Genomic DNA, 25,068 nt, shown 5'->3' with positions numbered 1-25,068 from the left:
GCGCCTTTGCCCACCCTACGGCACTTCGCCTACATCGGCCGGACTTCGACCACGTCGGGCACGAAATGCTTGAGCAAATTCTGGATGCCGTGCTGGAGCGTCGCGGTCGACGACGGGCAGCCGGCGCAGGAGCCCTTCATGTTGAGATAGACGATACCGTCCTTGAAGCCGCGGAAGGTGATGTCGCCGCCGTCATTGGCGACCGCGGGCCGCACGCGGGTCTCGATCAGATCCTTGATCATGTCGACCGTCTCGGCATCGGACTCGTCGAAGAACTCATCCTCGTCGTCGAGGTCGACATCGCTTGGAGCCGCGCCATCGGCGAGCAACGGCGCGCCGGACATGTAGTGCTCCATGATGGCGCCGAGGATCGCGGGCTTGAGCTGCTGCCATTCACCGTTCGCCTTGGTCACGGTGATGAAATCCGATCCATAGAACACGCCGGTGACGCCGGGCACGTCGAACAGCTTTTCGGCCAGCGGCGAGCGCGTGGCCGCTTCGCGGCTCGAAAATTCCATCGGGCCGCCGTCGACGACGACACGGCCGGGAATGAACTTCAGCGTGGCGGGATTGGGGGTGGCTTCGGTTTGAATGAACATGGTTTTCTCCAGACGTCGCCGGTTCAAGGCCGGCGCGCAAGCTATCCAGTAGCAGATGGCGACGAGGAACGCACGGTCAAGGGGCGGGGAGGGCGTTTCGTTGCGATATCAGCGAGTTAGGACACTTTAATATTCCCGCGCCGTCATGGCCGGGCTTGTCCCGGCCATCCACGCCTTGCTTGGTGGCGCCAAGAACGTGGATGCCCGGGACAAGCCCGAGCATGACGGATATCTGGTTGGCCGCAGTCCAGATAGGGACGCCTACGACAGCGAATCCACGCTTCCGTCGCTCAGCGCGCCCGAGATGATCGTCACCGGCACCGGGAACGTGCCCAGTTCATGCGCCAGCAGCGAGACCAGCGGTCCCGGACCCTCCGCGCCGGGATTGGCGGCGAGCACCAGCATGGCGATGTCAGGGTCCTCGTCGATCACGGCGAGCAGTTGTTCCATTGCATCGCCTTCGCGGATCACCCGCTCCGGCGTGATCGCGGCGATGCCGTTGGCGCGGCCGGCGGCGCGGTCGAGCGCGGCTTCCGCCGCCTCCTGCGCCTCGGCGCGCATGATCTCGGCCACCCCAAGCCATTCCTGACTCTGCTGCTCGGGCTCGATGATGCGCAGCATGACCACGCCGCCGCCGGCGCGGATCGCCCAGCGGCTGGCATAGTAGACCGCGCGATCCCATTCGGCGGTGTCATCGACGATCACGAGGCATTTGGGCTTGTGACCCGGCTCGAAGCAAAGTCGCTTGCTGGTCATGCATGTCCCGGAATGTGCACGGCCGGCATGCTGCCACACTCCCTCACGCTTGGGGAGAGGAGAAGCGGCCGGCGCAGTGGGCGCCGGCCGGGTCTCGCAAATGCGGGGAATCAGCGCCGGCGGATGAAGCCGACGATGTCCTTCGAGAGCTTCATGGTCTCGTCGGCGATGGCGCGGGCCCGGTCGGCGCCATCGTTCAGGATCGCGTCGATATGGCCGGGGTCGGCGACGAGGCGCTTCATCTCGCCGGCGATCGGCGAGAGTTTTGTCACGCACAGATCCACCAGCGCATTCTTGAAGCTGGAGAACTGGCCGCCGCCGAATTCTCTGAGCACGTCGGCCTTGGAGCGGCCGGAGAGCGCGGCGAAGATACCGACGAGATTGTCGGCCTCGGGGCGCGCTTCCAGGCCCTTTTCCTCTGACGGCAGCGGCTCGGGGTCGGTCTTCGCCTTGCGCACCTTCTGCGCGATGGTGTCGGCGTCGTCGGTCAAATTGATGCGCGAATTGTCGGAGGCGTCCGACTTCGACATCTTCTTGGTGCCGTCGCGCAGGCTCATCACGCGCGTCGCCGGTCCCGTGATCAGCGGTTCCGGCAGCGGGAAGAACAGGCCGTCATTGGCGCCGAGGCTGCGGATCGAGTCACCAAAGTCGTTGTTGAACTTCTGCGCGATGTCGCGCGAGAGCTCGAGATGCTGCTTCTGGTCCTCGCCGACCGGAACGTGGGTGGCGCGGTACAGCAGAATGTCGGCGGCCATCAGCACGGGATAGTCGAAGAGGCCAACGGACGCGTTCTCGCGGTCCTTGCCGGCCTTCTCCTTGAACTGGGTCATGCGGCCCAGCCAACCCATGCGCGCGACGCAGTTGAAGATCCAGGCGAGCTCGGCATGGCCCGAGACCTGGCTCTGGTTGAACACGATGTGCTTTTTCGGATCGATGCCGCTCGCGATGAACGCCGCGGTCACCTCGCGGGTGTTGCGCGCGAGCTCGACCGGCCCGCCCCAGACGTCCACGCCTTGCGTGATCGCGTGCATGTCGACGACGCAATAGATGCAGTTGTGGGTTTCCTGCATCTTCACGAAGTTCACGATCGCGCCGAGGTAATTGCCGAGATGCAGATTGCCCGTCGGCTGGACGCCCGAAAAGACCCGTTCAACGAATGCCATGGTAAGTCTTCCTGGAAGGTATTCGGCCGTCGTTTCCAACAGCGGCGCTGCCCCGTCAAGGGTAATTCGATGGCGTCACGCCTCGGACTCGGTCCGGGCCGGGCGCTTCAGCACGTTAACCGCCTCGCGCCATGAGGCCGCGCCGAGGACCTGCAGGAGCACGCCATAGACGGCGATTCCGGCTGCGATCTGCACGCCCAGGACGATGAAGCGGATCAGCCCATGCGCCTCGGCGGGCGTCAGACCGGTCGTGAGCCAGAGCAGGGCGCCCATGGCAGCCGCGGCGAGCACGATCCGCGGCAGCCGGTTGCGGGCGGCCGCATCGACCGAGAAGCCGAACTCGCTGGTGCCTTTCCGCAGCAGCGAGATCGCACTGCTCCAGGCGCCGGCCGCGATGCTGGCAGCGATTCCGCTCGCGCCAAGGACGTGTCCGAGCACGACAGCGAGGGCGATCGCGACCACAAAGCCCTTGGCGGTCGCCAGCAGCGGCGTCATCGTGTCGCTGCGGGCATAGTAGGCCGGCGACAGCGCCTTGATCAGCACATGCGCCGGTAGGCCCAGCGCCAGCCACATCAGCGCATGCGCGGTGGCCGTACTGTCGTCCGCGCTGAATGCGCCATGCTCGAACAACAGCCGCACGATTGGTTCGGCCAGCACGACGAGGCCGAGCGTCGCCGGCAGCGCCAGCCCGGTTGCCAGTTCCAGCGCCCGCGATTCCGCATGCGCCACGGCGTCACGGTCGCCGCTACGCACCGCGCGCGTCAGCTCCGGCACCAGCACCGTGCCCATGGCGACGCCGACGATGCCGAGCGGCAGCTCGATCAGGCGGTTGGCGAAATAGAGCCAGGACACGGCGGAGGGCGTTGCCGAGGCGATGATCGCGCCCGCGACCATCAGCCATTGCGGGCCCGAGCTTGCGATCATGCCCGGGATGGCTTTGGCAAAGAAGGCGCGCATCTCCGCGTCGAAGCTGATCCGCAGCGGCGTCGCCAGTCGCGCGCTTCGCTGCGACAGCAGCATCAGCAATTGCAGCAGGCCGGCCACGCCGACGGTCGCCGCCAGCATCCATGCTGCGAAGCCGGCGTCGGCATGCCAGACGAGCAGCATCGCAATGGCCGCAATCAGCGCGATGTTGAACAGCAGCGGCGAGAATGCGGTGAGTGCAAAGCGCCCCTGCGCATTGAGCAGCCCCATCAGCACGGTGACAGGTCCGGCGAAGGCGAGATAGGGGAGCATCAGCCGCGCGTTCGCGACGGCAAGATCGAGCGTGCCGCTACCCAGAAATCCAGGCGCGATCACCGTGATGATCAGTGGCATCACAAGCGCGATGACGATCGAAATCGCGATCAGCGCCGCGCTGACCGTGCCGAGCACGCGTCCCGCGAAGGCGGAAGCGGCCGCTTCGCCATCACGGTCACGGACGCGTAGCCAGGCCGGGATCAGGGCAGCGTTCAGCGCCCCCTCACTGAGCAGCCGTCGCACCACATTGACGAGCTGGAACGCTGCCAGAAACGCGTCCGCCACCGCGCCCGTGCCCAACAGAGCGGCAATCATGGAATCGCGGGCAAAGCCGAGCAGCCGCGAGGCCAGTGTTCCCGTTGAAACTGTCAGGAAAGAGCGGATCATTGCGCCGACATAATACCGTTGCTTGCCCGCTTGGGGCCGGTCGTGATAGGCCGCGAGCCAGATTTCAGACCGACAGGAAGCGGATTTCCGCGGGTATCGCAATCCGCCAAACAGGATCAAGGTGAATGGCTGACGTGAAATATGACGTTCTCGGCATCGGCAACGCGCTGTTCGACGTGCTGGTCAAGACCGACGAGGCCTTTTTGGGCAAGCACGGTATGACCAAGGGCAGCATGTCCCTGATCGACGAGGCGCGGGCCGCCGCCATCTACAAGGACATGGGGCCGGCGACCGAAGTCTCGGGCGGATCTGCCGCCAACACCATCGTCGGCATCGGCAGCCTCGGCGCACGCGCGGCCTATGTCGGCAAGGTCAAGGACGACCAGATCGGCAAGCTCTATGTCCACGACATCCGCGCTGCCGGCGTCGCCTTCAACACGCCCGCTGCGAAGGATGGCCCTGCGACCGGCTGTTCCTACATCCTGGTCACCGATGACGGCGAGCGCACCATGAACACCTATCTCGGTGCCGCGCAGGATTTGTCGCCCGCCGACATCGATCCGGCCGAGATCGCTTCTGCCGGCATCGTCTATCTCGAAGGCTATCTCTGGGACCCCAAGAACGCCAAGGACGCCTTCGTCAAGGCGGCCCAGATCGCGCATGATGCCAAGCGCAAGGTGGCGCTGACGCTGTCGGATTCGTTCTGCGTCGATCGCTATCGCGACGAATTCCTCGGACTGATGCGCAACGGCACCGTCGACATCGTGTTCGCCAACGAATCCGAGCTGCATTCGCTCTACACGACCTCGGACTTCGACACCGCCCTGAAGCAGCTGCGCAACGACGTCAAGCTCGGCGTGGTCACCCGCAGCGAGAAGGGCTGCGTGGTGGTGACGCCGACCGAGGCCGTCGCAGCGCCGGCCTCACCGATCGCGAAGCTGGTGGACACCACCGGTGCCGGTGATCTCTTCGCCGCCGGTTTCCTGTACGGTCTCGCGCGCAACCTTGCGCACAAGCAGTGCGGCGAGCTCGGCGCGCTCGCGGCCGCCGAAGTGATCCAGCACATCGGCGCGCGTCCGCAGGTGTCGCTGAAGGAGCTGGCGCAGCAGCGCGGGTTGACGGTTTAACTCCGCTTTCTCCCCGTCATTGCGAGGAGCGTAGCGACGAAGCAATCCAGACTATCTCCGCAGAGGCAGACTGGATTGCTTCGCTGCGCTCGCAATGACGCCGTACCCTAAGCCGTCTTCGCCGCCTTCAATCCCAGCCGCTGCTCCACCGCATCGCGCATCACGAATTTCTGAATCTTGCCGGTCACGGTCATCGGAAACTCGTCGACGAACTCCACATAGCGCGGGATCTTGTTGTGCGCGATCTGGCCGTCGCAGAACGCGCGAACCTCTTCGGCCGTCAGCGTCTCGCCCGGCCTGACGCGGATCCAGGCGCAGAGCTCCTCGCCATAGCGAGTGTCTGCCACGCCAAAAATCTGCACGTCCTGAATCTTGGGGTGGCGATACAAAAACTCCTCGATCTCGCGCGGATAGAGGTTCTCGCCGCCGCGGATCACCAGATCCTTGATGCGGCCGACGATGTTGCAATAGCCCTCGTCGTCGATGGTGGCGAGATCGCCGGTGTGCATCCAGCCATTGGCATCGAGCACGTCCGCCGTCTTTTCCTTCTCCTCCCAATAGCCCAGCATGATGCTGTAGCCGCGGGTGCAGAGCTCGCCGCGTTCGCCGCGCTTGACGATCCTGCCCTCGAGATCGACGACCTTGACCTCGACATGCGGATGAATCCGCCCGACGGTCGAGACGCGCCGTTCGAGCGGGTCGTCCGTCGCGCTCTGGAAGCTGACCGGACTGGTCTCGGTCATGCCGTAGGCGATGGTGACCTCGCGCATGTTCATCTCGGTGTTGACGCGCTTCATCACCTCGATCGGGCAGGGCGCGCCCGCCATGATGCCGGTGCGCAGCGATGTCAGGTCGAACTTCGGGAAGTCGGGGTGATCGAGCTCCGCGATGAACATCGTCGGCACGCCGTACAGCGCCGTGCACTTTTCCTGCTCGACCGCGCGCAGCGTCGCGAGCGGATCGAAACCCTCGCCGGGATATACCATCGTCGTGCCGAGCGTGACGGAGGCGAGGTTGCCCATCACCATGCCGAAGCAGTGATAGAGCGGCACCGGAATGCAGATGCGATCCTGCTCGGTCAGGTGCATCGCACGTCCGGTGAAATAGCCGTTGTTGAGGATATTGTGGTGCGTCAGCGTCACGCCCTTGGGCGATCCCGTGGTGCCGCTGGTGAACTGGATGTTGACGGGATCGTCGAATTGCAAGGCAGCGCCGAGTGCAGTGAGCTGCTCGCGATGCTGCGCTCCGCCGATGCGCGCGATTTCTTCGAACGGGATCGTGCCCGATGCCGCGGGGCCACCGATCTGGATCACCATCCGCAACTCCGGCAGTCGCGCTGCGTTTAGTTGTCCGGGCTTGGCGCTGGCCAGTTCCGGCAGCAGCGTGTTGAGCATCTCCAAGTAATGACTGGTCTTGAACACGGTCGCCGTGACGATCGCCTTACAGCCGACCTTGCGCAGCGCGAACTCCAACTCGCTCAAGCGGTAGGCGGGATTGATCGTCACCAGGATCAGGCCGGCCTTGGCGGCGGCGAACTGGGTCAGCGTCCATTCCGGCCGGTTCAGCGACCAGATGCCGATCCGCTGCCCCCGCTCGAGGCCGAGCGCGATAAAGCCGGCGGCGAGCGCGTCGACCCGTTCGGCGAATTCGGTCCAGGTCCATCGCACGCCGTGGCTAGGCGAGACCAGCGCCTCGCGATGGCCCCAGCGCCGCACGGCGCGGTCAAGGCTGCGGCCGATGGTTTCGCCGAGCAGCGGCGTGTCCGAGATGCCGCAAACATAGCTGTCGGCTTTGTCAGCCAAATTGTCCACCAAGCTCGTCTCCTCAAAGCTCTTGCCTCGTGCCTGAAGCCGATGGCCTTGGCACGAGGTTATCCATTGCAGCGAAGGCGCGCGACGCCGCGCGCCTCATACTAAGGGGTTAGGCCGCCTTCTTCCCGCTGCCCGCATCGAGCCCGGCATAGACACCACGCTCGAAGCCCGTGAAGGCCTCGATGCACTTGGCGTCGACGAACGGCAACACCTGCATCAGGATCACGCCGGAAACATCGCGCGCCGGGTCGATCCAGAAATAGGTGTTGGCGAGACCGGCCCAGGCGAGGCTGCCGGCGCTGCGGCCCTCCGGCGTCTTGGCAGTATTGATCAGGAAGGACAGCCCCCACTTCTTCACGATGTCGGGGAAGAGATCGACATCGTTGGTGTACATGGGCGCAACCGTCGTCATCTTGCCAATGGTGAGATCGCCGATGTGGTTCTGGCCCATCAGCGCGACCGTCTCGGGCTTCAGCACCTGGTTGCCGTTGCCGCGGCCCTTGTTGAGGATCATCTGGGTGAACTTGATGTAGTCGCCGGCAGTGCCGTAAAGGCCGCCGCCGCCCATGCAAAATTCCGGATTCTGCTCGATCTCGAACGGAATCGGCGCCAGCGATCCATCCTCGCCGCGAGCATGGGTGGCGACCAGCCGCTGGCGCATGTTGTCGGTGATCTTGAAGCCGGTGTCGCTCATACCGAGCGGAGTGAAGAGATTGTCGCGCAGATAGGCATCGAGCCGCTTGCCGCTCACGGCTTCCACTGCCTTGCCGACGAAGTCGATGTTGATGCCGTATTCCCAGCGCGTACTGGGATCAGACATGATCGGCGTCTTCAGCGCGACGTCCTGGCAGGAGAAGATGTTCGGGGTTCCGGTCTTCTCCAGATAGACCGCGAGATCGCCGTTCCACACATTGTAAGCAAAACCGGCGGTGTGGGTCATGAGCTGGCGTAGCGTGATCGCGCCCTTCGCCGGCCGCAGTTTTGGCTCGCCCTTGGCATCAAAACCTTCGAGCACCTGCGGCTTGGCGAGGTCGGGCAGCACCGAACCGATCGGCGCATCCAGCGACAGCTTGCCCTGCTCGACGAGCTGCATCGCGCCCGCTGAAGTCACCGCCTTCGTCATCGAGGCGATCCAGAACACGCTGTCGTCAGTCATCGCATCGGGCTTGGACAGGTCGCGCTTGCCGAACGCGCCTTGATAGATCACGTCGTTGCCGCTGGCGGCGATCGCGACGACGCCGGGAATCTCCTTGGCGTCGCTCTTCTGGCGCAGGATCTCGTCGATCTGGGCTTTGCTTTGCATACGCGTTTCCTCCGGTTTGATTATTGTTGGAAGCGAATGATTGTCCTCCTGCACGGTCCGCGCGGCAAGCGCGTCCAGATGCCCGCGCCGGTCGCGATGTCGTGACTTGACGGTGCGTGGCGTGCGCAGGACGAGAGAGGGCTGAACTGCAACACTCCGTCACAATCTGCGGTGGATGGCCGCAACTCACCGTGACCGTGGATAGGCTCTGGCGATATGTTTCACGTGTTTGAAGCACTTGAAACATTTTGTGCGTTGCGGCGTTTCCGCACGCGGCCAATCGACGGCCAACGTTAAGACTTGATGCAAATATTGGCGGTCGTTCATGACCGCGAGGGGGACCTCAGATGATTTCGACTTGGAGCGAATGGAAGCGCTATCCCCGTCCCGGACGGGGCGACAATCTCGAGGCGCCGATTTCGCCCGGCATTTACGAGGTCCGGATCGCCGGCACCGGCGCGCTCTATTCGTTCGGCGCCGTCGACAATCTGGCGCAGGCGCTGGCGCTGCTTCCTGTGGGCTCGAAATCCTGGTTCGGCCGCCGCGACACCTCCGACGTTCCCGATCTCGAATATCGGACGTGCGCGACGTCCTCGAAGGCCGACGCCAAGGCAGCCGCTGAGCGCATGATCGGCCGGCGCGAGACCTATATGAGCGGCGCGGCATAACCGCGCCGTTGCCACTTTAACTCCCAGCAGATGTGCGTTGCGGGACGGTGCATTGCGCGCCGTCTGTCCCTATATTCGGGGCCGATCCGATCGCGCCCCGAGGAGTAACGCCATGACCCCGACTGCCGCCGCACGCGCCCCGCAAGCCACGTCCAATCTGCGCGACCGGTTGAAGGATCCGTCGTTGCTGAAGGAGGCCTGCTACATCGACGGCGCCTGGGTCGGCTCGCCGGTCTTCGCGGTGAACAATCCTGCGACCGGCATCGAGCTCGCGAAGGTTCCGCAGCTTGGTGCGGACGATACGACCAAGGCGGTCGAAGCCGCCGAGCGCGCCTTTCCGGCCTGGGCCAAGCACACCGCCAAGCAGCGCTCCAACATCCTGCGCAAATGGTTCGAGCTGATCATCGCCAACCGTGAGGATCTCGCGCTGATCCTCACCTCCGAGCAGGGCAAGCCGCTCTCCGAGGCGCTCGGCGAGGTCGATATCGGTGCCGCCTATATCGAATTCTTCGCCGAGGAAGCCCGTCGCGTCTATGGCGAGACCATCCCGACGCAGCGGCCCGATGCGCGCCTGCTCGCGATCAAGCAGCCGATCGGCGTCTGCGGCGCCATCACGCCGTGGAATTTCCCGAACTCGATGATTACCCGCAAGGTTTCGCCGGCGCTGGCGGCCGGCTGCACCGTGGTGCTGAAGCCCGCCAACGAGACGCCGCTCTCGGCGCTGGCGCTGGCCGTGCTCGCCGAGAAGGCCGGCGTGCCCAAGGGCGTGCTCAATATCATCACCGGTGACGCGCCGCCGATCGGCAAGGTGCTGTGCGAGCACCCGGCGGTGCGCTTCGTCGGCTTCACCGGCTCGACCGCGGTCGGCAAGATCCTCTACCAGCAGGCCGCCGTCGGCGTGAAGCGGCTCGGCCTCGAGCTCGGCGGCAATGCGCCGTTCGTGGTGTTCGACGATGCCGATATCGATGCCGCGGTCGAAGGCGCGATCGTCTCGAAATACCGCAACATGGGTCAGACCTGCGTCTGCGCCAACCGCATCTACGCCCAGGACAAGATCTACGACGAGTTCGTGCAGAAGCTCTCGAAGAAGGTCGCGGCGATGAAGATCGGCGATGGTACCGAGAGCGGCGTCACGCAGGGCCCGCTGATCAATTTGAAAGCGGTCGACAAGGTCGAGCGCCACATCGCGGACGCGGTCAAGCGCGGCGCCAAGGTCGTCACCGGCGGCAAGCGCAGTGAGCTCGGACGCTCCTTCTTCGAGCCGACGGTGCTTGCCGACGTCAAGCCGGACTCGCTGGTGGCGCAGGAAGAAACGTTTGGCCCGCTCGCGCCGGTGATCCGCTTCAAGGACGAGGCCGATGTGATCGCGATGTGCAACGCCTCACCGTTTGGCTTGGCTTCGTACTTCTACTCCCGCGATCTCGGCCGCGTCTGGCGCGTCGCCGAAGCGCTGGAATCCGGCATGGTCGGCGTCAACACCGGCCTGATCACGACCGAAGTCGCGCCCTTCGGCGGCGTCAAGGAAAGCGGCCTTGGCCGCGAAGGCTCGCGTCACGGCATGGAAGAATATGTCGAGATCAAATACGTGATGATGGCGGGGGTGTAGGGCCCGCCGCCGATCAGTCCTTGCTTCGACGTAGTTCGCTGGGACTGCGTCCGAGTTCGCGTCGCATCCATTTGGCCAGATGGGACTGATGGGCAAAGCCGGCTGCGAGGGCAACATCGCTTAGCTTGCGATCGCCTTGAAGGAGAAGCTGGCGCGCGTGCTCGACTCTCCTTCTCAGGATGTAGCGATGAATCGTGATATCCATGGCCGCTTTGAACCAGGTCCGCAGATGCGAGCTGCTGACGCCGGCCTCGCGGCTGAGAATGTCGATTGTGAGCGGCTGGTCGAGATTTGCATCGATATAGGCGAGGACTCTCTGGAGCTGCGCGTTCGAGAGGCGGATGGCCTCTCCCGGCGGATCATTCGCCAGGTTGATCAATTCGACCGCCAGGGCCATTCCCACGTTTTCGGCAAACAGCGGCCCGCTCGGCGAGCCCGCTTTCACGTCGCTTTCGAGTGCCTGTCCGAGCAGAACGATACGGTCATTCCGCAGCATATGATGATGCGCGAGCCGGGCGGATGCCAATTGCCGGCTCCTGGATGCTGCGTGGTCCAGCATGCTTGGTGCGAGCCGGATCTGAAGCGACTGGTAGGGCGTCTCCGCAACGAAGCCACCGATCGCGCCCGACGGAACCACATCGATATCGCCGGCCTGACGTAGAAACTGCTCCCCGGTCTCGAGACAGAATGAGCGCGTCGCCCGGCTGAGGTGGATGATGATGCGGTGATCGCCGATCGGCTCCAGCGCAACGGCGTCAGGCTCGGTTCGCCTGGCCGCAGCGGTGGCGCCGGCCGATGTTGACGCCGAACTCGATCTCGCACGCATGGGTCAGGCTCCAGATCTTGGCGGAACGTGTTCGATATTTGGCGGATCGTGCGCGATTTTCAACGGCGCCGGCGTCAAAGAACTCATCTGTCGTTTCCCGACAAATGAGGATGCCAAGTGAGTCACTACGTGATTGTGGGAGCCGGCCCGGTCGGGCGCGAAACCGCGCGCCTTCTGGCGGAAGAAGGGCACAGTGTCATCCTGACCAGCAGGAATGCCGGATCGCTCAATGCCGGCGATGTGCGTACGGTTTCGTCGGATGCCACCGATGCCGCACAGCTGGCGGTACTCAGCAAGGGCGCGGATGCGATCTTCATGTGCGCGATGGCGGCCTATCATCGTTGGCCGACCGACTTCTTTCCGATCATGGACGGAACGGTCAAGGCGGCCGAGCAGGTTGGTGCCAGGCTGCTCGTGGTCGGGAATGTCTATGGCTATGGCGCGGGGGCTGCGAGCCCGCTCACGCCAAACATGGAGCCGGACCCGACCACCCGAAAGGGCACGACCCGGCACATCATGTGGCAGCGTGCGTTGCGATCGAGCGTTCCCGCCCTTGAAGTGCGGGCGAGCGATTATCTCGGCGAGGGCGCAGTCGCCTATTTTTCCCTGCTGGCGTTGCCGTCGCTGCTTAGGAACGAGGCGGTTGCCTTCCTCGGCGATCCGGATGCCGCGCATGCCTGGTCTTTCACCAAGGACACGGCGAAGACGCTGGTTGCGGCGTCGCGCTTCACCGGAGAATGGGGCCGCGCCTTTCACGTGCCGTCGCAGTCGGCGTCGGTGCGCGAACTGGTACGGAGATTCGCAGCCGCACTGAAGATCGACGCTCCTGGCCTGTCGCGACTCGCCCCGGCTGAGCTGGAAGGCATCGGCTTCAGCGAAGGGATCGAGATGGCCTATTTGTTCGAAAAGCCGCTTTTGCTCGATGCCGGCGATACAGAGAAACTGCTGGGCGTCACCGCGAGCAGTCTGGACACGATGGTTCGCGACACACTTTCGCAAGTAGCAGACATGGATGCGACAGAGAAGGAAGCAAAATGAGTGAACAGGTGACCAATCTCGTCCAGAACTACATCGCGGTCTGGAACGAGAGAGATGCCGGGAAGCGCCGGTTGCTGATCGACAGAGTCTTCAGCGACGCGTGCGTCTATATCGATCCGAATGACTCGGTGGCTGGAAAGGACGCGATCGAGCGCCTGGTGCAAGCCTTGCAGGCGAGACTTCCGGATCTCCGCTTCACGCTCGCCGGTCACGTGAACGCGCATCACGATCAGGTCCTGTTCGGCTGGACGCTGGCTGCGCCCGGAGCCGCAACACCTGCCGCCACAGGCGTCGACATGGCGGTGTTGGACGGTGACCGCATTCGGCAGCTTCATGGATTTGTAAATCCGAGGGACCAATAGCGTGTAGCCCGGATTGCGCTCCGCTCGATCCGGGCTACAGGCCCGTCACCGCCGCAACACCGCAATCGTCCGGTTCGCGAACGTCAGCCGCTCGGCCATGACCGACACGAAAAAGGTCAGCAGCTTGTGGCTGAGCGCGGGGTCCTCGTCCCTGATCGCGTCGAACTGGAGCGTGTTGAGCACGTAGAGCACGCTGGCGACCTCGGCCTGGATCGTCGCGCTGCGCGGCGTGTTCGACACCAGTCCCATCTCGCCGATCGTGGTGTAGCGCCCCAGGCTGCGCACGCGCGTGGTGCGGTCGTCGTCGGCGGGGACCATGATGCCGACGCGGCCGTCGAGGATGAAATGCATGGAATCGGCGGGGTCGCCGGCCTGCACGATGATGTCGCCGGCCTCGACCTCGAGGCGCTGGCAGCGGTGGATCAGCGCGTCGGCGTCGGCCTCGCTGTCGAGTATCCCGGTGAACCAGTCGCGCAGGCTGGCTTCTTCCTGCACCCGCCCCTGATGCTGCGAGATGATCTCGTTCTCGCACCATTCCAGCGCATGATCGAGCTCGCCGATGATGGTGACGCCTTCACCGACGAAGTCGCTGGAGCGCAGCACCTTCTCGGCCGCCGCCGACAGATGCACCAGGATCAGCTCGACGCCGAGGTCATGCGCGCTGCGCTTGATCTGGGCGAAGCTGTAGGCAGCCGAGGAGTCGACGCCGGTGACGAGCTTGAAGTCGAACAGCAGATAACGGCACTCCGGGCGCTCCTGGAGCAGCTGCTTGACGTGCTGGTAGAGCCGGTTGGCGGAGCCGAAGAACAGATAGCTCTGCAAGTTCAGGCCCTGGATGTTGCCGCCATGGGCCAGCAGCACGTCCTGGTCGTCGCGCGAGCGGTCGAGCGAGGAGCGATATTCCGAGCCGTCGAAACTGTATTTGATCGACTCCACCCGTGCGGCGCTGAACGCAAACGTCGCGCAGCCAATGATCACGCCGATCAGGATGCCCGGGACGAAGCCCCAGGCGACGATGATCGCGATGATGGCGATCAGGGAGATATATTCGAGCTTCGAGAGCCGCTTGCGCGACTCGATGATCCATTTGTGGAGTTGGTCGGCGCCGAGATAGAGCAGAAGGCCACCGATGACGAATTTCGGGATGAAACCGAGCAGATCGGGCGCGACGGCAAGCATCAGCAGGGACAGCGCCGCGACCGTAAGGCCGGACAGGCGCCCGCGGCCGCCGCTGGAGAAATTGAGGATCGAACGGCTGATCGAGCTGCACCCGGCATAGCCACCCAGCATGCCGGTCAGGATATTGGCGGCGCCGGTGACGTTCAGCTCGCGCTCCAGATTGGCCTCGCGATGCACGGCAACCTCGATGCCGGTGGTGTTGAACAGCGTGCTTGAGGCCGTGACGAAGATGACGGCAACCACGTTGCCGAGCAGGTCCGGCACGGCAAACCAGGGATAGCGGGCGAGTTCGTCGGTGTGCCAGGGCAGCATGAAGACCGCCTGCGGCGGCGGCTGAAACGTCCAGCCCAGGGCGCGAGCGTGATCGAATGAAACACCGGTGATCCAGAACGCCAGATGCGCCGTGAGCACGCCGCCGACCAGGATGATCGGCAGTCCGAACGGGCTGCGCGAGCGATGCCAGGTCAAGTACAGCACCAGCGCCATCGCGCAGGCGGCGCCCAGCTCCAGCAATGTGGTGCCGTTGGCGAAGTGCGTCAGCGTCGTGAACTGGAGCGGGTGGTTGGTGATCACCCGCACCGCGCCCAGGGCGATGAGAAGCCCGGTGGCGCCGAGGAAGCCGCCGACGACGGGATAGGGCACGTAGCGGATGGCGCGGCCCAGCCGCGTCAGGCCCAATCCGCACAGCACCAATCCTGTCAGCACCGTCGACAGGCCGAGCGTGATCAGAACCGGCGAGAGCAGCGGTGCCGACAGGTTCGCCGTCTCGAGGCGTTCGACCACCGAGGCCGCCAGAATTCCCGTCACCGCCGCGGTCGAGCTGTCGGGAGCACCAACTGCGAAGGGCAGGGAGCTGCCGAGCCCGATGACGATCGCAAGCACCGCGGAACTGACGAACGTCGCCGTGATTCCGTAGGACAGGTAAGGCGAGAGCGGCCCGGCGAAGATCAGCAGCGAATAGGACAGCCCGAAGGTGACGGTCAGGACGCTGGCCGCCGTTCCGCCCAATATATCATTCAACGCACGCTTGAGGGCCGGATTGAATCGCGAAGCCGGGCTGAGAATAATTGCTGGATCGGTCACGCCGTTGCGCTCGCCCCTGAAAAGTCCCGTCCCGAGACGTAGACGAGTACGGGCCTAGCGCAACTGGATTCTTGTAACTGTGAAATATCCGACAGTTTTGCGGTGAGGATCTCCATTCACGACATGTGAATGGTCAACCATATGGTGGACGGAAAAACCGAAGCTTTGGCGCACATTTAGTGTCGTGGCAGAAAGCCGTTCCACGCCCACCGCTGTCATTCCCCGCGAAAGCGGGGAATCCAGTACGCCGCAGCCTCTCCGTATCCCATCGCCGTCTCTGGAATACTGGATCGCCCGGTCGAGCCGGGCGATGACAGTTGAGGGTGTAGCGGACAGCCTCCCCAATCACGTCATTGCAAGCGCAGCGGTGGCGCCGAAGCTAGATCTTCAGCTCTTTCCCCGTCACGCGCCTGTAAGCTTCGAGATAGCGCTTGCTGGTTGCGTCCACGACGCTGGCGGGCAGCGGGGGCGGTGGCGCGTCGCCGTTCCAGCGGCCGGCGTGGCGCTCGACGTCGAGATAATCGCGCAAAGGCTGCTTGTCGAAGCTCGCCTGCGGCTGGCCGGGCTTGTAGGCATCGACCGCCCAGAAGCGCGAAGAATCCGGCGTCATGACTTCGTCGATCAGGATGATACGGCCGTCCTTGTCGCGGCCGAACTCGAACTTGGTGTCGGCGATGATAATGCCCTGCTCGCGGGCGAGCTCCTCGCCGAGCGTATAGACCGCGCGCGTCATGCTCTCGAGCGTGTAGGCGACCTCGTCGCCGACGACTTCTCGCATCTTGGCGATGGTGATGTTCTCGTCATGGCCAGTCTCGGCCTTGGTCGCCGGGCTGAAGATCGAAGGCTCCAGCTTCTCGCTCTCGACGAGGCCCGCCTTCAGCTTCTCGCCGGCCAGCGTGCCGCTGGCGGCATATTCCTTCCAGGCGGAGCCCGAGAGATAGCCGCGGATCACGCATTCGATCGGGAAGACGGTGGTGCGGCGCGACAGCATGGCGCGGCCGAGGATCTCGGCGCGATGCGGCTTCAAGGCCGGCACGGCGGCAATGATCTCGTCGGCGTCGGCGCTGATCATGTGATGCGGCACCACGCCTTCGAGCTCGTTGAACCAGAATGCGCTGATCTGGGTCAGCACCGCGCCCTTCATCGGGATGGTCTCGCCCATCACGACGTCGAAGGCGCTGATGCGGTCGGTGGTGACGAGCAGCAGGCGGTCGTCGTCGACGGCGTAGATATCGCGCACCTTGCCGCGTCCGATCTTGGGCAGGGGCAGGTCGCTGGAGAGCATGGCGGTCATCGGCAGGGCCTTCGCAGACAAGTCCATCGGACAGGAGATTCAGGCCGCACTGGATGGTACGGCCTAAATCGGGATAGCCTATTCCGGCAGCGGAATGAACTCATGTTCCTGCGGAACCGCGGCGAAGCGGCCGGTTTTCCAGTCCTCCTTGGCCTGCTCGATCCGCTCCTTGCTGGAGGAGACGAAATTCCACCAGATGTGGCGCGGGCCTTCCAATGCATCGCCACCGAGAAACATCATGCGCGTCGCTTTCAACGCCTTCACGGTGATGTGGTCGCCGGGCCGGAAGATCAGGAGCCGCGGCCCCTCGTACCGCTCGTTCGCGATCTCGACCTCGCCGTCGACGACGTAGATGGCGCGCTCCTCGTGGTCGGGGTCGAGCGGCACGCTGGCGCCCGCGACCGCCGTGACCTCGGTGTAGAACCAGGGCGACACCATCGTAACCGGCGAGGTGATGCCGAACGCGGAGCCCGCGATCACCCGCGCGGTAAAATCGCGCTCGGAAATCATCGGCAGATCGCCCGCTCCGTAATGCTGGAACGACGGCGCGATCTCCTCGGATCCGGCCGGCAGCGCGATCCAGCTTTGCAGGCCCAGCATCTGCTGGCCCGAGGCGCGCTGCGCGTCCGGGGTGCGCTCGGAATGGGCGATGCCGCGGCCGGCGGTCATCAGATTCATCGCGCCGGGCGCGATCTCCTGGACGTTGCCCTCGCTGTCGCGATGCATGATCGAGCCGTCGAACAGATAGGTGACGGTGGCAAGCCCGATATGCGGATGCGGCCGCACGTCCATGCCCTTGCCGGAGACGAACTGCACCGGGCCGAAATGATCGAAGAAGATGAAGGGCCCGACCATTTGCCGCCTGCCATGCGGGAGCGCGCGCCGCACCACGAACCCGTCGCCGAGGTCGCGGGTGCGTGGCACGATGACGAGATCGAGTGCGTCGCAGGACATGGGATCGCCGAGCACGGGATCGTTCGAGGGTTGCCAGCTCATCTTGGTCTCCTGTTTCTTGCTGGTATGATCGTAACAGAACAATGTCGGGAACGGGAGAAGACCGATGATCCCACCGCTCAAGCCAGGCGCCAGGCTGCTCGAGGTCACGGGCCCCAGAATCGAGACGGAACATTTGATCCTGCGGCCATGGCGAGCGAGCGATATTGCACCGAACGCCGCGATGCTGTCCGATCCCGGCACCGCCCGCTTCATCGCCGCCGACGGCAAGCCGGTCACGACCGAGATTGCCGGCTGGCGTAACGCGGCCGTGATCTCCGGGCACTGGGCGCTCCACGGCTTCGGCATGTTTGCTGTCGAGGAGAAATCGAGCGGCAGCTACATCGGGCGGGTTGGTCCGTGGTGCCCGCCGGGCTGGCCCGGCTTCGAGGTCGGTTGGGGCATCGCCAGGGAATTCCGCGGCAAAGGTTATGCGGTGGAAGCGGCCAGCGCATCGATCGACTGGGTGTTCGACAGCTTTGAGATCGACGAGATCATGCACTGTATCGAGAGCACGAATATGCCGTCGCAGGGCGTGGCGCGCAGCCTGGGAGCCCGGAAGGAGCGCGAGATCGATCTGTTCGGCAAGCCGGCCGACGCCTGGATCACGTCGCGCGCCGCGTGGACCCGGCGAAATTGAATCGGTCTCTGATCTGAACTAGGTTCGCGTCACGCGCGTGCGTGCGCGATCGGGTCGACCGGATGCTGCTTGCCCATCTCGAACTTGCCTTTCGCGCCGGCGCCGTGGCGCTGCTGTTGGTGTTGGCGGCATCGTTGTTCTCGGACTTCCGCAACGTGCTGGCGGCTCGCCTCGGCGCAGCCTTCGCGCTCGGCTCGGCCGCACATGCGGTGAGCTATTCGGTGGGCGTGACGTCGCTGGTGCCGGCCTGGCATGCGCCGCTGATCGCACTGTCGACCGGCAATATCGTGGTGTTCTGGCTGTTCACGCGCGCGCTGTTCGACGACGATTTTCGCTTGCGCTGGTGGCATGGGTTGATTTGGGCTCTGGTGACAGCGTTCAGCTTCGCCGGGTGCGTCTGGATCGCGCCGGGCGGCCATGTGCGGTTCTCCGTCACCGTGGTGAACCTGATCGTGCTCGGCTTCATCGCGCTCGCGGTGGGGCAGACGATCGCCTCGTGGCCGGCCGACCTGGTCGAGCGCCGGCGGCGTGCCCGCGTCTTCATCGTCTGCGCTGCCGCGCTCTATGGCGGGCTGAACGCGCTGCTCCAGATTGCCGTCGCCGGCAGCGACGTCGGCGATGCCGCCAACACCATCAATGCCGGCGTGCTGGCCTGCGTCGTCGCGGCCATCGCCACCGCGATGATGCGTGTCGATGGCGCGGACCTGTTTCCGTCGACGGCGGGCATCACGCCAGCGGTCATTCTGAGCCATCCCACAGCCACCGATGAAGCCGCCGACCAGAAGCTGATCGATGCCCTGATGCGGCTGATGGCGGACGAGCGGATCTATCGCCAGGAGAACATCACCATTGGCGTGCTGGCGGGCCGGCTGAAAATTCCCGAATACCGGCTGCGCCGGCTGATCAACCAGCGGCTCGGCTACCGCAATTTCAATGTGTTCCTGAACAACCACCGGATCGAGGAAGCCAAGGCCGCGCTCGCCGATCCCGCGCAGGCCGAGGTCCCCGTCATCACCATCGCGATGGACGCCGGCTTCCAGTCGCTCGGTCCCTTCAACCGGGCCTTCAAGGCGGTCACGGGCGTGACGCCGACGGAATACCGGCGGCTGAAGGTGAGTGCGGCGTAACGGGCTCTTCGCCTCTCCCCGCTTGCGGGGCGAGGGAGCACGCCGCCGACAGGGTGGCAGTTTCCTCGAAAGTAAGAATTTGAAATAACTGGCTATTTTCATAATCGACCAGCCCGGTTCAGTTTCAGCCAGTCCATTTTCCAAATCCGGCGAGCACTCCTCCGCTCACTCCGGCTTCCTGCCCGGCACGTTCCCCGAAGCCGGAGAAAGCCCGTGACCCGCCGCCGCAAGATCATCCTCTTCACCACCACCGTCGCCTGTATCGGCCTCGCATTCGGCGCGGCTCGCGCGCGCAACGCGCCGCAGGTCGCCACCGGCTTCCTCGCCGACATCCTCTGCGCCGAGACATTTGTCTCCGGCCTCGATCCGCAGCGCACCTTCATCGAGACCACCGACGCGATGCCCGGCTCGGGACTGATCACCTGGGCGATGGACTACCGGATCGACCGGGCGCGCAAGGACGTCACCGTGACGCTGTTCGGCCTCGGCCGCAGCCATGCCGTCTATCGCGAGGGGCTGGGCTGTACGCTGGAGCACGGCGCTGATATCGCCGACGTCGCGCCGCCGGCGGAGGACAAGCAGCCCGCATTGCTCCCCGAGATCGCGGGACCTTCGATCGTGCCGCCGCAAAGCGAGGGGCTATCGGCCGCACTCGATCGCGCCTTCACCGAACCGGCGCAGCCGCCCGCCCGCCGCACCCGCGCCATCGTCGTCATGAAGTCGGGCCGCGTCATCGCCGAGCGCTATGCGGATGGTGTCGGGCCGGAGACGCCGCTGCTCGGCTTCTCCATGACGAAGTCGGTGATCTCGGCGCTAACAGGCATTCTCGTGCGCCAGGGCAAGCTCAAGCTCGACGAGCCCGCGCCGGTTGCCGCGTGGACAAATCCGGACGATCCCCGCCACGCCATCACCGTCGACCAGCTGCTTCGGCACACCGCGGGCCTCGCGCTCGGCAGCTCGCTGCAGGCTTCGCTCGGCTCCGCCTTCGAACCGGTCAATCGCATGAAATTCATCGAGGACGACATGGCCGCCTATGCTGCGAGCATGCCGCTTGCGACCGCGCCGGGCACGGTGTGGAATTATCACGACGGCAACACCATCATGCTCGCGCACCTGATCCGCAACGCCGCCGGCGGCACCCCCGCGGACGCGCTGCGCTTCGCGCGCCGTGAATTGTTCGCGCCGCTCGGCATGCGCCATGTCACGCTCCAGCTCGACGGCGCCGGCACGATCGAGGGATCGAGCGAGATGCTGGCCTCCGCGCGCGACTGGACGCGCTTCGGTCAGCTCTATCTCAATGACGGCGTCGCCGGCGGCAAGCGTATCCTCCCCGAGGGCTGGGTGAATTACGCGGCGTCAGCCACGCCGAATGCCTGGGTCGGCATCGGCGCCGGCTTCTGGACCAACCAGGGCGACAGTTTCGGCGCGAATTTCCGCGTGGAGCACGGCTGGCCGCGCGATGCCTTCTTCGCCAAGGGCACGATCGGGCAGTACACGATCGTGATCCCGTCGGAGCGTCTGGTGATCGTGCGGCTGGGACGCTCGCCGAACTGGCCGCCGGAAGCGGACGGCGTGTTCGATCTGGTGCGGGATGTCGTGGCAGCCACGCGCGAGAAGGGGAAAATGGCGGGGGTGGATTGATGACAGCAGCGGAGCGCGGTCTCTTCTTCCTTCTCCCCTTGTGGGAGAAGGTGGCGCGAAGCGCCGGATGAGGGGTCTCTATCCGCGAATTAGACCGCTAGAGAGTCGCGCGCGGAGAGAACCCCTCACCCGGCTGCGCTTCGCGCATCCACCCTCTCCCACAAGGGGCGAGGGTGCACCGTCTGCGCGGAGGGAATCTCCTACCTCCCGAGCTCCGTGGCCTTCGCCACGCGGTCGAACCGCTCCAGCGTCATGATCGCGTCGGCAAACTTCTCCGCGCGCGCGTTCAGCACCGGGCGTGCCAGCGTCAGAAACTTCTGCTGCATCGCCTGCGCATCGGGGAACGAATTCGGCTCGCCCGAGGGATCAGCATAGAGCCGCTCATGCACGCCATCGTCCGTGGTGATGCTGACGCGCGCACCGAACGGATGGGTGCGGCCGACCTCGAGCCGGTCGTCCTGCACCACGTCGAACTTGTCGGCGAGCGCGTCGATGGCGGCGTCGCCCAGGCGGTTGTAATCATCCCAGCCGAACGAGCCCTGGTCGAGCGCGAGCGCGCCGGTGAAGAACATCGAGAACTGGCCGCCGACGATCGAGGTGGGATGCCGCTTGGTCGCGGCATCGCCGGTCAAGGTGATGCCGTTCCGATGCAAACCGATCTCGACGCGCTTGACCTGATCGGGCGTCAGATTGTGCTCGCGCCGCATCGCGATCAGCGCGTCGATCGCCGCATGGGTGTAGCGACAGCTCGGATATGGTTTGACGCCGATCTTCATGGTCTCATAGGTCTTGCCGAGCTCGGCCACCGCCTTGTCGGGATGCGCATCATCGGTGTAGCCGGCGAGCAGGCCGTGCTTGCCCTCGACCGATTCCGTCGCGCCGACGAAATCGTTGCGCGCCAGCGTCGCGGCGATCACGCCATTCATCGCGGCGGCGCCGACCTGGTAGCGCTTGTTCCAGGCGCCGTTGACCAGGAATTGCAGCGAGCCCGCGGCCTGGCTGCCGGAGACGCCGAACGCGGCGACGATCTGCGCCTCGGACAGGCCGAACAATTTGCCGGCGGCGGCCGCCGCGCCATAGGTGCCGGCGGTCGCGGTCGGATGGAAGCCGCGCGCATAATGCGAGGTCGGGTCGAGCGCGTTGCCGAGCCGGCAGCAGACCTCATAGCCCGCCACGATCGCGGTCAGCACGTCGCGGCCCGAGGCGCCGACCATCTCGCCGACGGCGAAGGCGGCCGGAACCACCGGCGCGCTCGGATGCAGCGAGGAATCGGCGTGGGTGTCGTCGAAGTCGAGGGAATGGCCGAGCGCGCCGTTGAGGAGGGCGGCGACCGCCGGCGTCCAGGTCTTGCTGTCGCCGAACACGGTGGACTCACCCTTGGTGTCGAGCGCGAGCGCTTCCAGCATCTTCAGGATCGAGGGGGTGGATTCCGCCTCGCTGCGGGCCCGGATGGCGCTGCCGAGGAAGTCCAGCGTCAGCACCTTGGCGCGATCGAGCACCTCCGCCGGAATATCCTGGTATTTCAGATTGACGACGTAGGCGGCGAGCGTTGCGGTTTCGTGAGCCATCGTGTTTCCTCGTTTTGGCGCGCAAGTTAGGCGGGCTGATTTGGCCTTTCAAGCGGCCTTGGGGCCGCGAGCACCAGCTATGCTTTTGGCAGGCTCCAAAAAGGATCGGGACTTCTGACGATGGCATTTGCAAAACAGCTGTTCGACCGGATCAGGTCGCGGCGGACGCAACTCGGATTGGCGATCCGGGTCACGGTGGCCGCGGTGGCGGCCTATGCGATCGCCACCGCGCTGCATCTGCTATTGCCGCTCTGGGCCGTGCTGACCTCGCTGATCGTGACCCAGATGAGCGTCGGCCGCTCGTTGAAGGCGACGCGCGACTACGTGCTCGGCACCATCGGCGGCGCCATCTATGGCGGCGCCATCGCGATCCTGATCCCTTATTCGACCGAGGCGGGCCTGTTGGGGCTGCTGGTGCTGGCGGTCGCGCCGCTCGCCTTCGTGGCTGCGATCAACCCAAGCCTCAACGCCGCCACGGTGACGGCGATCATCGTGCTGCTGGTTCCGACCATGCATCATTCCGATCCCATGGCGTCGGCGATCGACCGCGTCAGCGAGGTCGGGGTCGGCGCCATCACGGGCCTGCTGGTCTCATTCCTGGTGCTACCGTCGCGCGCCGTGCGGCAGATCCGCGCCAGCGCGGCCACGCTGCTTGAGCTGATCGCGGATGCCTTCACCGAACTGCTCGCGGGGCTCACGCGCGGCCGCGACAACGACGCGCTGCACCGGATCCAGGACGGCATCGGCACGGCAATGGTGGGCATGAATGCCATCGGAGCCGAAGCCGAGCGTGAGCGCTCCGCGCGACTGTCGAGCGGGCCCGACACCGGCCCGCTGCTGCGTACCGTGCTGCGGCTGCGCCATGACGTCGTGATGATCGGCCGTGCCACGGTGGTGCCGCTGCCGGCCGAGGTGCAGATGCGGCTTGCAGCCCCGCTGACGGAAGTCTCGACCGTGATCGCGCGATTCCTTCGCTCCGCCGCTGCTGCCTTGCGCGAGGGTGTCGGCGCGCCGGCGATCCATCCCGTCCACGTCGCGCTCCAGCATTATGCCGAGGCCGTTGCCGCCGTCCGTCATGACGGCCTGATCCGAGGCCAGCCCGGCGACACCGCCGAGCGCTTCTTCGCGATCGGCTTCTCGCTGGAGCAGATGCACCAGAACCTCTGCGACCTCGATCGCGTCGTCGGCGAATGGTCGGAAGCCTCGACCGACAAGTCCGCGCGCGTGGCGGAATGAGTCGCGTTACAGATCGAAGAACGCGAGTTGCGTTGCGTCGCGCCGCTCGATGCCATCGGTCAGCGTCTTCAGCGCGACGTCAAAACCCGGCTGCTGCTGCTCCAGCTCCCACGCGCCGTCATGGTCCCACTGAAAGCACTGGCCATAGCGTTCGCCGGGCTCGACATGGAGCAGCAGGCAGCGGCTGAGCTGCGACGGCTCGGCAACCGGCACCAGATGTTTCAGCGAGACGCCGTATTCCTGACGGAAATAGGCGCAGGCCTCTTCGAGCTCGTCCTCGGAATGGGCAATGAAGTCCAGGACATTGCGAAGCTGCGTGGCGAGTTCATCAGGCGCATAGAAGCGAAGCTCGGACGATGATTCAGGCAGCCGCACCATCAATTCGGTCTCACCGCGCGTCAGCAGGAACTTGCGATAGTCATCGGGGAGCCGGACGCCGAGCGCCTGCTCCGCTTTGCTCACGTCCGCTTCGCTCGCCGGCGTACCGGGTTTCCAGCGCCAGCCTTTGCTTGATGTTCCCGCCTTGCGCTGGGCCTCGTAGTCCTCATAGCCCGGAAACGCCATGATGTCCTCATAGCCGCCGAACCGCGACCATTGAAAGGCGTCGTCGAAGGCCTCTTCGCGCCGCTCGGGAAAATAGCCGCAGAGCAGCTCGGCGCGCTTGAGGATGCGCGTGTGGTTCGGGGCGGTCTTGCAAAGATGCTCGATCGTCTTCAGTGATGCCTCGGGATTGTCGGCCTGAAGATAGGTATCGCTCAGTAATTCCAGGATGCGTCCTTCGAGATCGTTCTCGTTGAGCGACCACGCATAATGCGGCTGCCCGGCAGCGCGCCGCGCAACGAGCGTATCGCGCGCCTGTTCGGCAAAGCGCACCGCCTGTGCGAGATCTTCACCGGCGACCTTGCCGCGGCGAGCGGCGTGCCAGAGATACAACGGCTCATGTTCGGCCGGCGTGCCCTTGAGCGCGTCGAGCTGCGCGGCCTGCTCGGCCATCGGCGCGCTGAGCGCCAGGATCATCAGCTCATCGAGCCCCTTCTGCCAGTCCGGCTTGGCTTGCGGATCGGACCCGAGGTCGCGCAGCGTGTAGTTGGTATGATCCGTCTCGACATAGCCGGCCGCGACCAGCTTGGCGACATGACGGCGGAAAGCCGCGGCCGTGTCGGCGATGCCGGGAAATTCCTTGCGCAGAAATTCGTTCGCGTCGGGATCACCCTTCCAGTTCATGTGAACGCCGATCACCATGGGATCGCTGCCCGGGACCAGCATCAATTCGCGATCGTCATCGCCGGGCGCGCGGTGGAAGAACTTTGCCAGATACATGCGACCCTCCGAACGCGCCGCCGGGATCGGGGCGCCACGTCTCAGTCGCAGATTCAGGGAAACCGGTTCATGCCGGCCGGCAAGAGCGTTTTCGAGCGAAGT

General features: G+C 64.9%; 21 protein-coding genes. 9 read left to right on the top strand and 12 right to left on the bottom strand.

Annotated features, from left to right (window positions below):
* Nucleotides 1-29: 29 nt before the first annotated feature.
* The 4 genes from AB7G19_RS00175 to murJ form a co-directional block, all read right to left on the bottom strand.
* A complete protein-coding gene (locus AB7G19_RS00175; RefSeq protein WP_085405056.1) occupies nt 30-599 on the bottom strand; it encodes a NifU family protein in 570 nt (189 codons plus the stop codon).
* Between the two features lie 261 nt (nt 600-860).
* Nucleotides 861-1,355, bottom strand: coding sequence for a universal stress protein (locus AB7G19_RS00170; RefSeq protein WP_063980124.1), 495 nt, complete (start codon nt 1,353-1,355; stop codon nt 861-863).
* A 110-nt stretch (nt 1,356-1,465) separates the two neighbouring features.
* Nucleotides 1,466-2,518 carry a tryptophan--tRNA ligase gene (gene trpS / locus AB7G19_RS00165; RefSeq protein WP_085405057.1) on the bottom strand — a complete coding sequence of 351 codons (1,053 nt, stop codon included), beginning with the start codon at nt 2,516-2,518 and terminating at the stop codon, nt 1,466-1,468.
* A 75-nt stretch (nt 2,519-2,593) separates the two neighbouring features.
* Nucleotides 2,594-4,144, bottom strand: coding sequence for a murein biosynthesis integral membrane protein MurJ (gene murJ, locus AB7G19_RS00160; protein WP_085405058.1), 1,551 nt, complete (start codon nt 4,142-4,144; stop codon nt 2,594-2,596).
* 125 nt (nt 4,145-4,269) lie between these two features.
* On the opposite strand from murJ, the gene AB7G19_RS00155 reads away from it, so the two are divergent.
* Complete coding sequence (locus AB7G19_RS00155; protein ID WP_085405059.1) at nt 4,270-5,271, top strand: adenosine kinase; 1,002 nt, start codon at nt 4,270-4,272, stop codon at nt 5,269-5,271.
* Between the two features lie 107 nt (nt 5,272-5,378).
* Here the strand turns inward: AB7G19_RS00155 and AB7G19_RS00150 are convergent, their stop codons facing one another.
* A complete protein-coding gene (locus AB7G19_RS00150; protein WP_085405112.1) occupies nt 5,379-7,073 on the bottom strand; it encodes an AMP-binding protein in 1,695 nt (564 codons plus the stop codon).
* A gap of 118 nt (nt 7,074-7,191) precedes the next feature.
* Entirely contained in the window at nt 7,192-8,385 is a 1,194-nt protein-coding gene (locus AB7G19_RS00145; RefSeq protein ID WP_441267658.1) for a serine hydrolase domain-containing protein, read from the bottom strand.
* A 347-nt stretch (nt 8,386-8,732) separates the two neighbouring features.
* On the opposite strand from AB7G19_RS00145, the gene AB7G19_RS00140 reads away from it, so the two are divergent.
* Nucleotides 8,733-9,053, top strand: a complete 321-nt coding sequence (locus tag AB7G19_RS00140) for a hypothetical protein (RefSeq protein WP_028150598.1) — start codon at nt 8,733-8,735, stop codon at nt 9,051-9,053.
* 112 nt (nt 9,054-9,165) lie between these two features.
* Nucleotides 9,166-10,659 (top strand): NAD-dependent succinate-semialdehyde dehydrogenase, encoded by a 1,494-nt coding sequence (locus AB7G19_RS00135; RefSeq protein ID WP_071908943.1) that lies wholly within the window; start codon nt 9,166-9,168, stop codon nt 10,657-10,659.
* A 13-nt stretch (nt 10,660-10,672) separates the two neighbouring features.
* Here AB7G19_RS00135 and AB7G19_RS00130 read toward each other — a convergent pair whose 3' ends face one another.
* Complete coding sequence (locus AB7G19_RS00130) at nt 10,673-11,296, bottom strand: helix-turn-helix domain-containing protein (RefSeq protein WP_161495935.1); 624 nt, start codon at nt 11,294-11,296, stop codon at nt 10,673-10,675.
* A gap of 306 nt (nt 11,297-11,602) precedes the next feature.
* Here AB7G19_RS00130 and AB7G19_RS00125 point away from each other — a divergent pair, with 306 nt between their 5' ends.
* Both AB7G19_RS00125 and AB7G19_RS00120 read left to right on the top strand, forming a co-directional pair.
* Entirely contained in the window at nt 11,603-12,523 is a 921-nt protein-coding gene (locus tag AB7G19_RS00125; protein WP_085405061.1) for an NAD(P)H-binding protein, read from the top strand.
* Nucleotides 12,520-12,885 carry a nuclear transport factor 2 family protein gene (locus AB7G19_RS00120; RefSeq protein ID WP_085405062.1) on the top strand — a complete coding sequence of 122 codons (366 nt, stop codon included), beginning with the start codon at nt 12,520-12,522 and terminating at the stop codon, nt 12,883-12,885. The genes AB7G19_RS00125 and AB7G19_RS00120 overlap by 4 nt, the downstream gene beginning before the upstream one ends.
* A gap of 45 nt (nt 12,886-12,930) precedes the next feature.
* Here the strand turns inward: AB7G19_RS00120 and AB7G19_RS00115 are convergent, their stop codons facing one another.
* The 3 genes from AB7G19_RS00115 to AB7G19_RS00105 form a co-directional block, all read right to left on the bottom strand.
* Nucleotides 12,931-15,147 carry an SLC26A/SulP transporter family protein gene (locus tag AB7G19_RS00115; RefSeq protein ID WP_085405063.1) on the bottom strand — a complete coding sequence of 739 codons (2,217 nt, stop codon included), beginning with the start codon at nt 15,145-15,147 and terminating at the stop codon, nt 12,931-12,933.
* A 379-nt stretch (nt 15,148-15,526) separates the two neighbouring features.
* Nucleotides 15,527-16,441 (bottom strand): phosphoribosylaminoimidazolesuccinocarboxamide synthase, encoded by a 915-nt coding sequence (locus AB7G19_RS00110; protein ID WP_085405113.1) that lies wholly within the window; start codon nt 16,439-16,441, stop codon nt 15,527-15,529.
* Nucleotides 16,442-16,519: 78 nt separating this feature from the next.
* The gene (locus AB7G19_RS00105) at nt 16,520-17,437 is read right to left on the bottom strand and encodes a pirin family protein (protein WP_085405114.1); all 918 of its coding nucleotides are present in this window, start codon (nt 17,435-17,437) and stop codon (nt 16,520-16,522) included.
* Between the two features lie 64 nt (nt 17,438-17,501).
* Here AB7G19_RS00105 and AB7G19_RS00100 point away from each other — a divergent pair, with 64 nt between their 5' ends.
* The 3 genes from AB7G19_RS00100 (at nt 17,502) to AB7G19_RS00090 (ending at nt 20,842) form a co-directional block, all read left to right on the top strand.
* Nucleotides 17,502-18,074 carry a GNAT family N-acetyltransferase gene (locus AB7G19_RS00100; protein WP_135214078.1) on the top strand — a complete coding sequence of 191 codons (573 nt, stop codon included), beginning with the start codon at nt 17,502-17,504 and terminating at the stop codon, nt 18,072-18,074.
* A gap of 62 nt (nt 18,075-18,136) precedes the next feature.
* Nucleotides 18,137-19,201, top strand: a complete 1,065-nt coding sequence (locus AB7G19_RS00095; protein WP_085405115.1) for a helix-turn-helix domain-containing protein — start codon at nt 18,137-18,139, stop codon at nt 19,199-19,201.
* Nucleotides 19,202-19,414: 213 nt separating this feature from the next.
* The gene (locus AB7G19_RS00090) at nt 19,415-20,842 is read left to right on the top strand and encodes a serine hydrolase domain-containing protein (protein ID WP_085405065.1); all 1,428 of its coding nucleotides are present in this window, start codon (nt 19,415-19,417) and stop codon (nt 20,840-20,842) included.
* A 200-nt stretch (nt 20,843-21,042) separates the two neighbouring features.
* Here the strand turns inward: AB7G19_RS00090 and AB7G19_RS00085 are convergent, their stop codons facing one another.
* Nucleotides 21,043-22,410, bottom strand: a complete 1,368-nt coding sequence (locus tag AB7G19_RS00085; protein ID WP_085405066.1) for an MmgE/PrpD family protein — start codon at nt 22,408-22,410, stop codon at nt 21,043-21,045.
* Nucleotides 22,411-22,530: 120 nt separating this feature from the next.
* Between AB7G19_RS00085 and AB7G19_RS00080 the strand changes: the two genes are divergently transcribed.
* A complete protein-coding gene (locus AB7G19_RS00080; RefSeq protein ID WP_085405067.1) occupies nt 22,531-23,646 on the top strand; it encodes an FUSC family protein in 1,116 nt (371 codons plus the stop codon).
* A 6-nt stretch (nt 23,647-23,652) separates the two neighbouring features.
* Here AB7G19_RS00080 and AB7G19_RS00075 read toward each other — a convergent pair whose 3' ends face one another.
* Nucleotides 23,653-24,966, bottom strand: coding sequence for an SMI1/KNR4 family protein (locus tag AB7G19_RS00075; protein WP_135214080.1), 1,314 nt, complete (start codon nt 24,964-24,966; stop codon nt 23,653-23,655).
* Between the last annotated feature and the right edge of the window lie 102 nt (nt 24,967-25,068).

This window comes from Bradyrhizobium sp. 215_C5_N1_1 (assembly GCF_052075935.1).
In the GTDB taxonomy this organism is placed as follows: domain Bacteria; phylum Pseudomonadota; class Alphaproteobacteria; order Rhizobiales; family Xanthobacteraceae; genus Bradyrhizobium; species Bradyrhizobium barranii.
The sequence above is the reverse complement of the archived record's forward strand: the minus strand, read 5'-3'. Positions and strand labels throughout refer to the sequence as shown.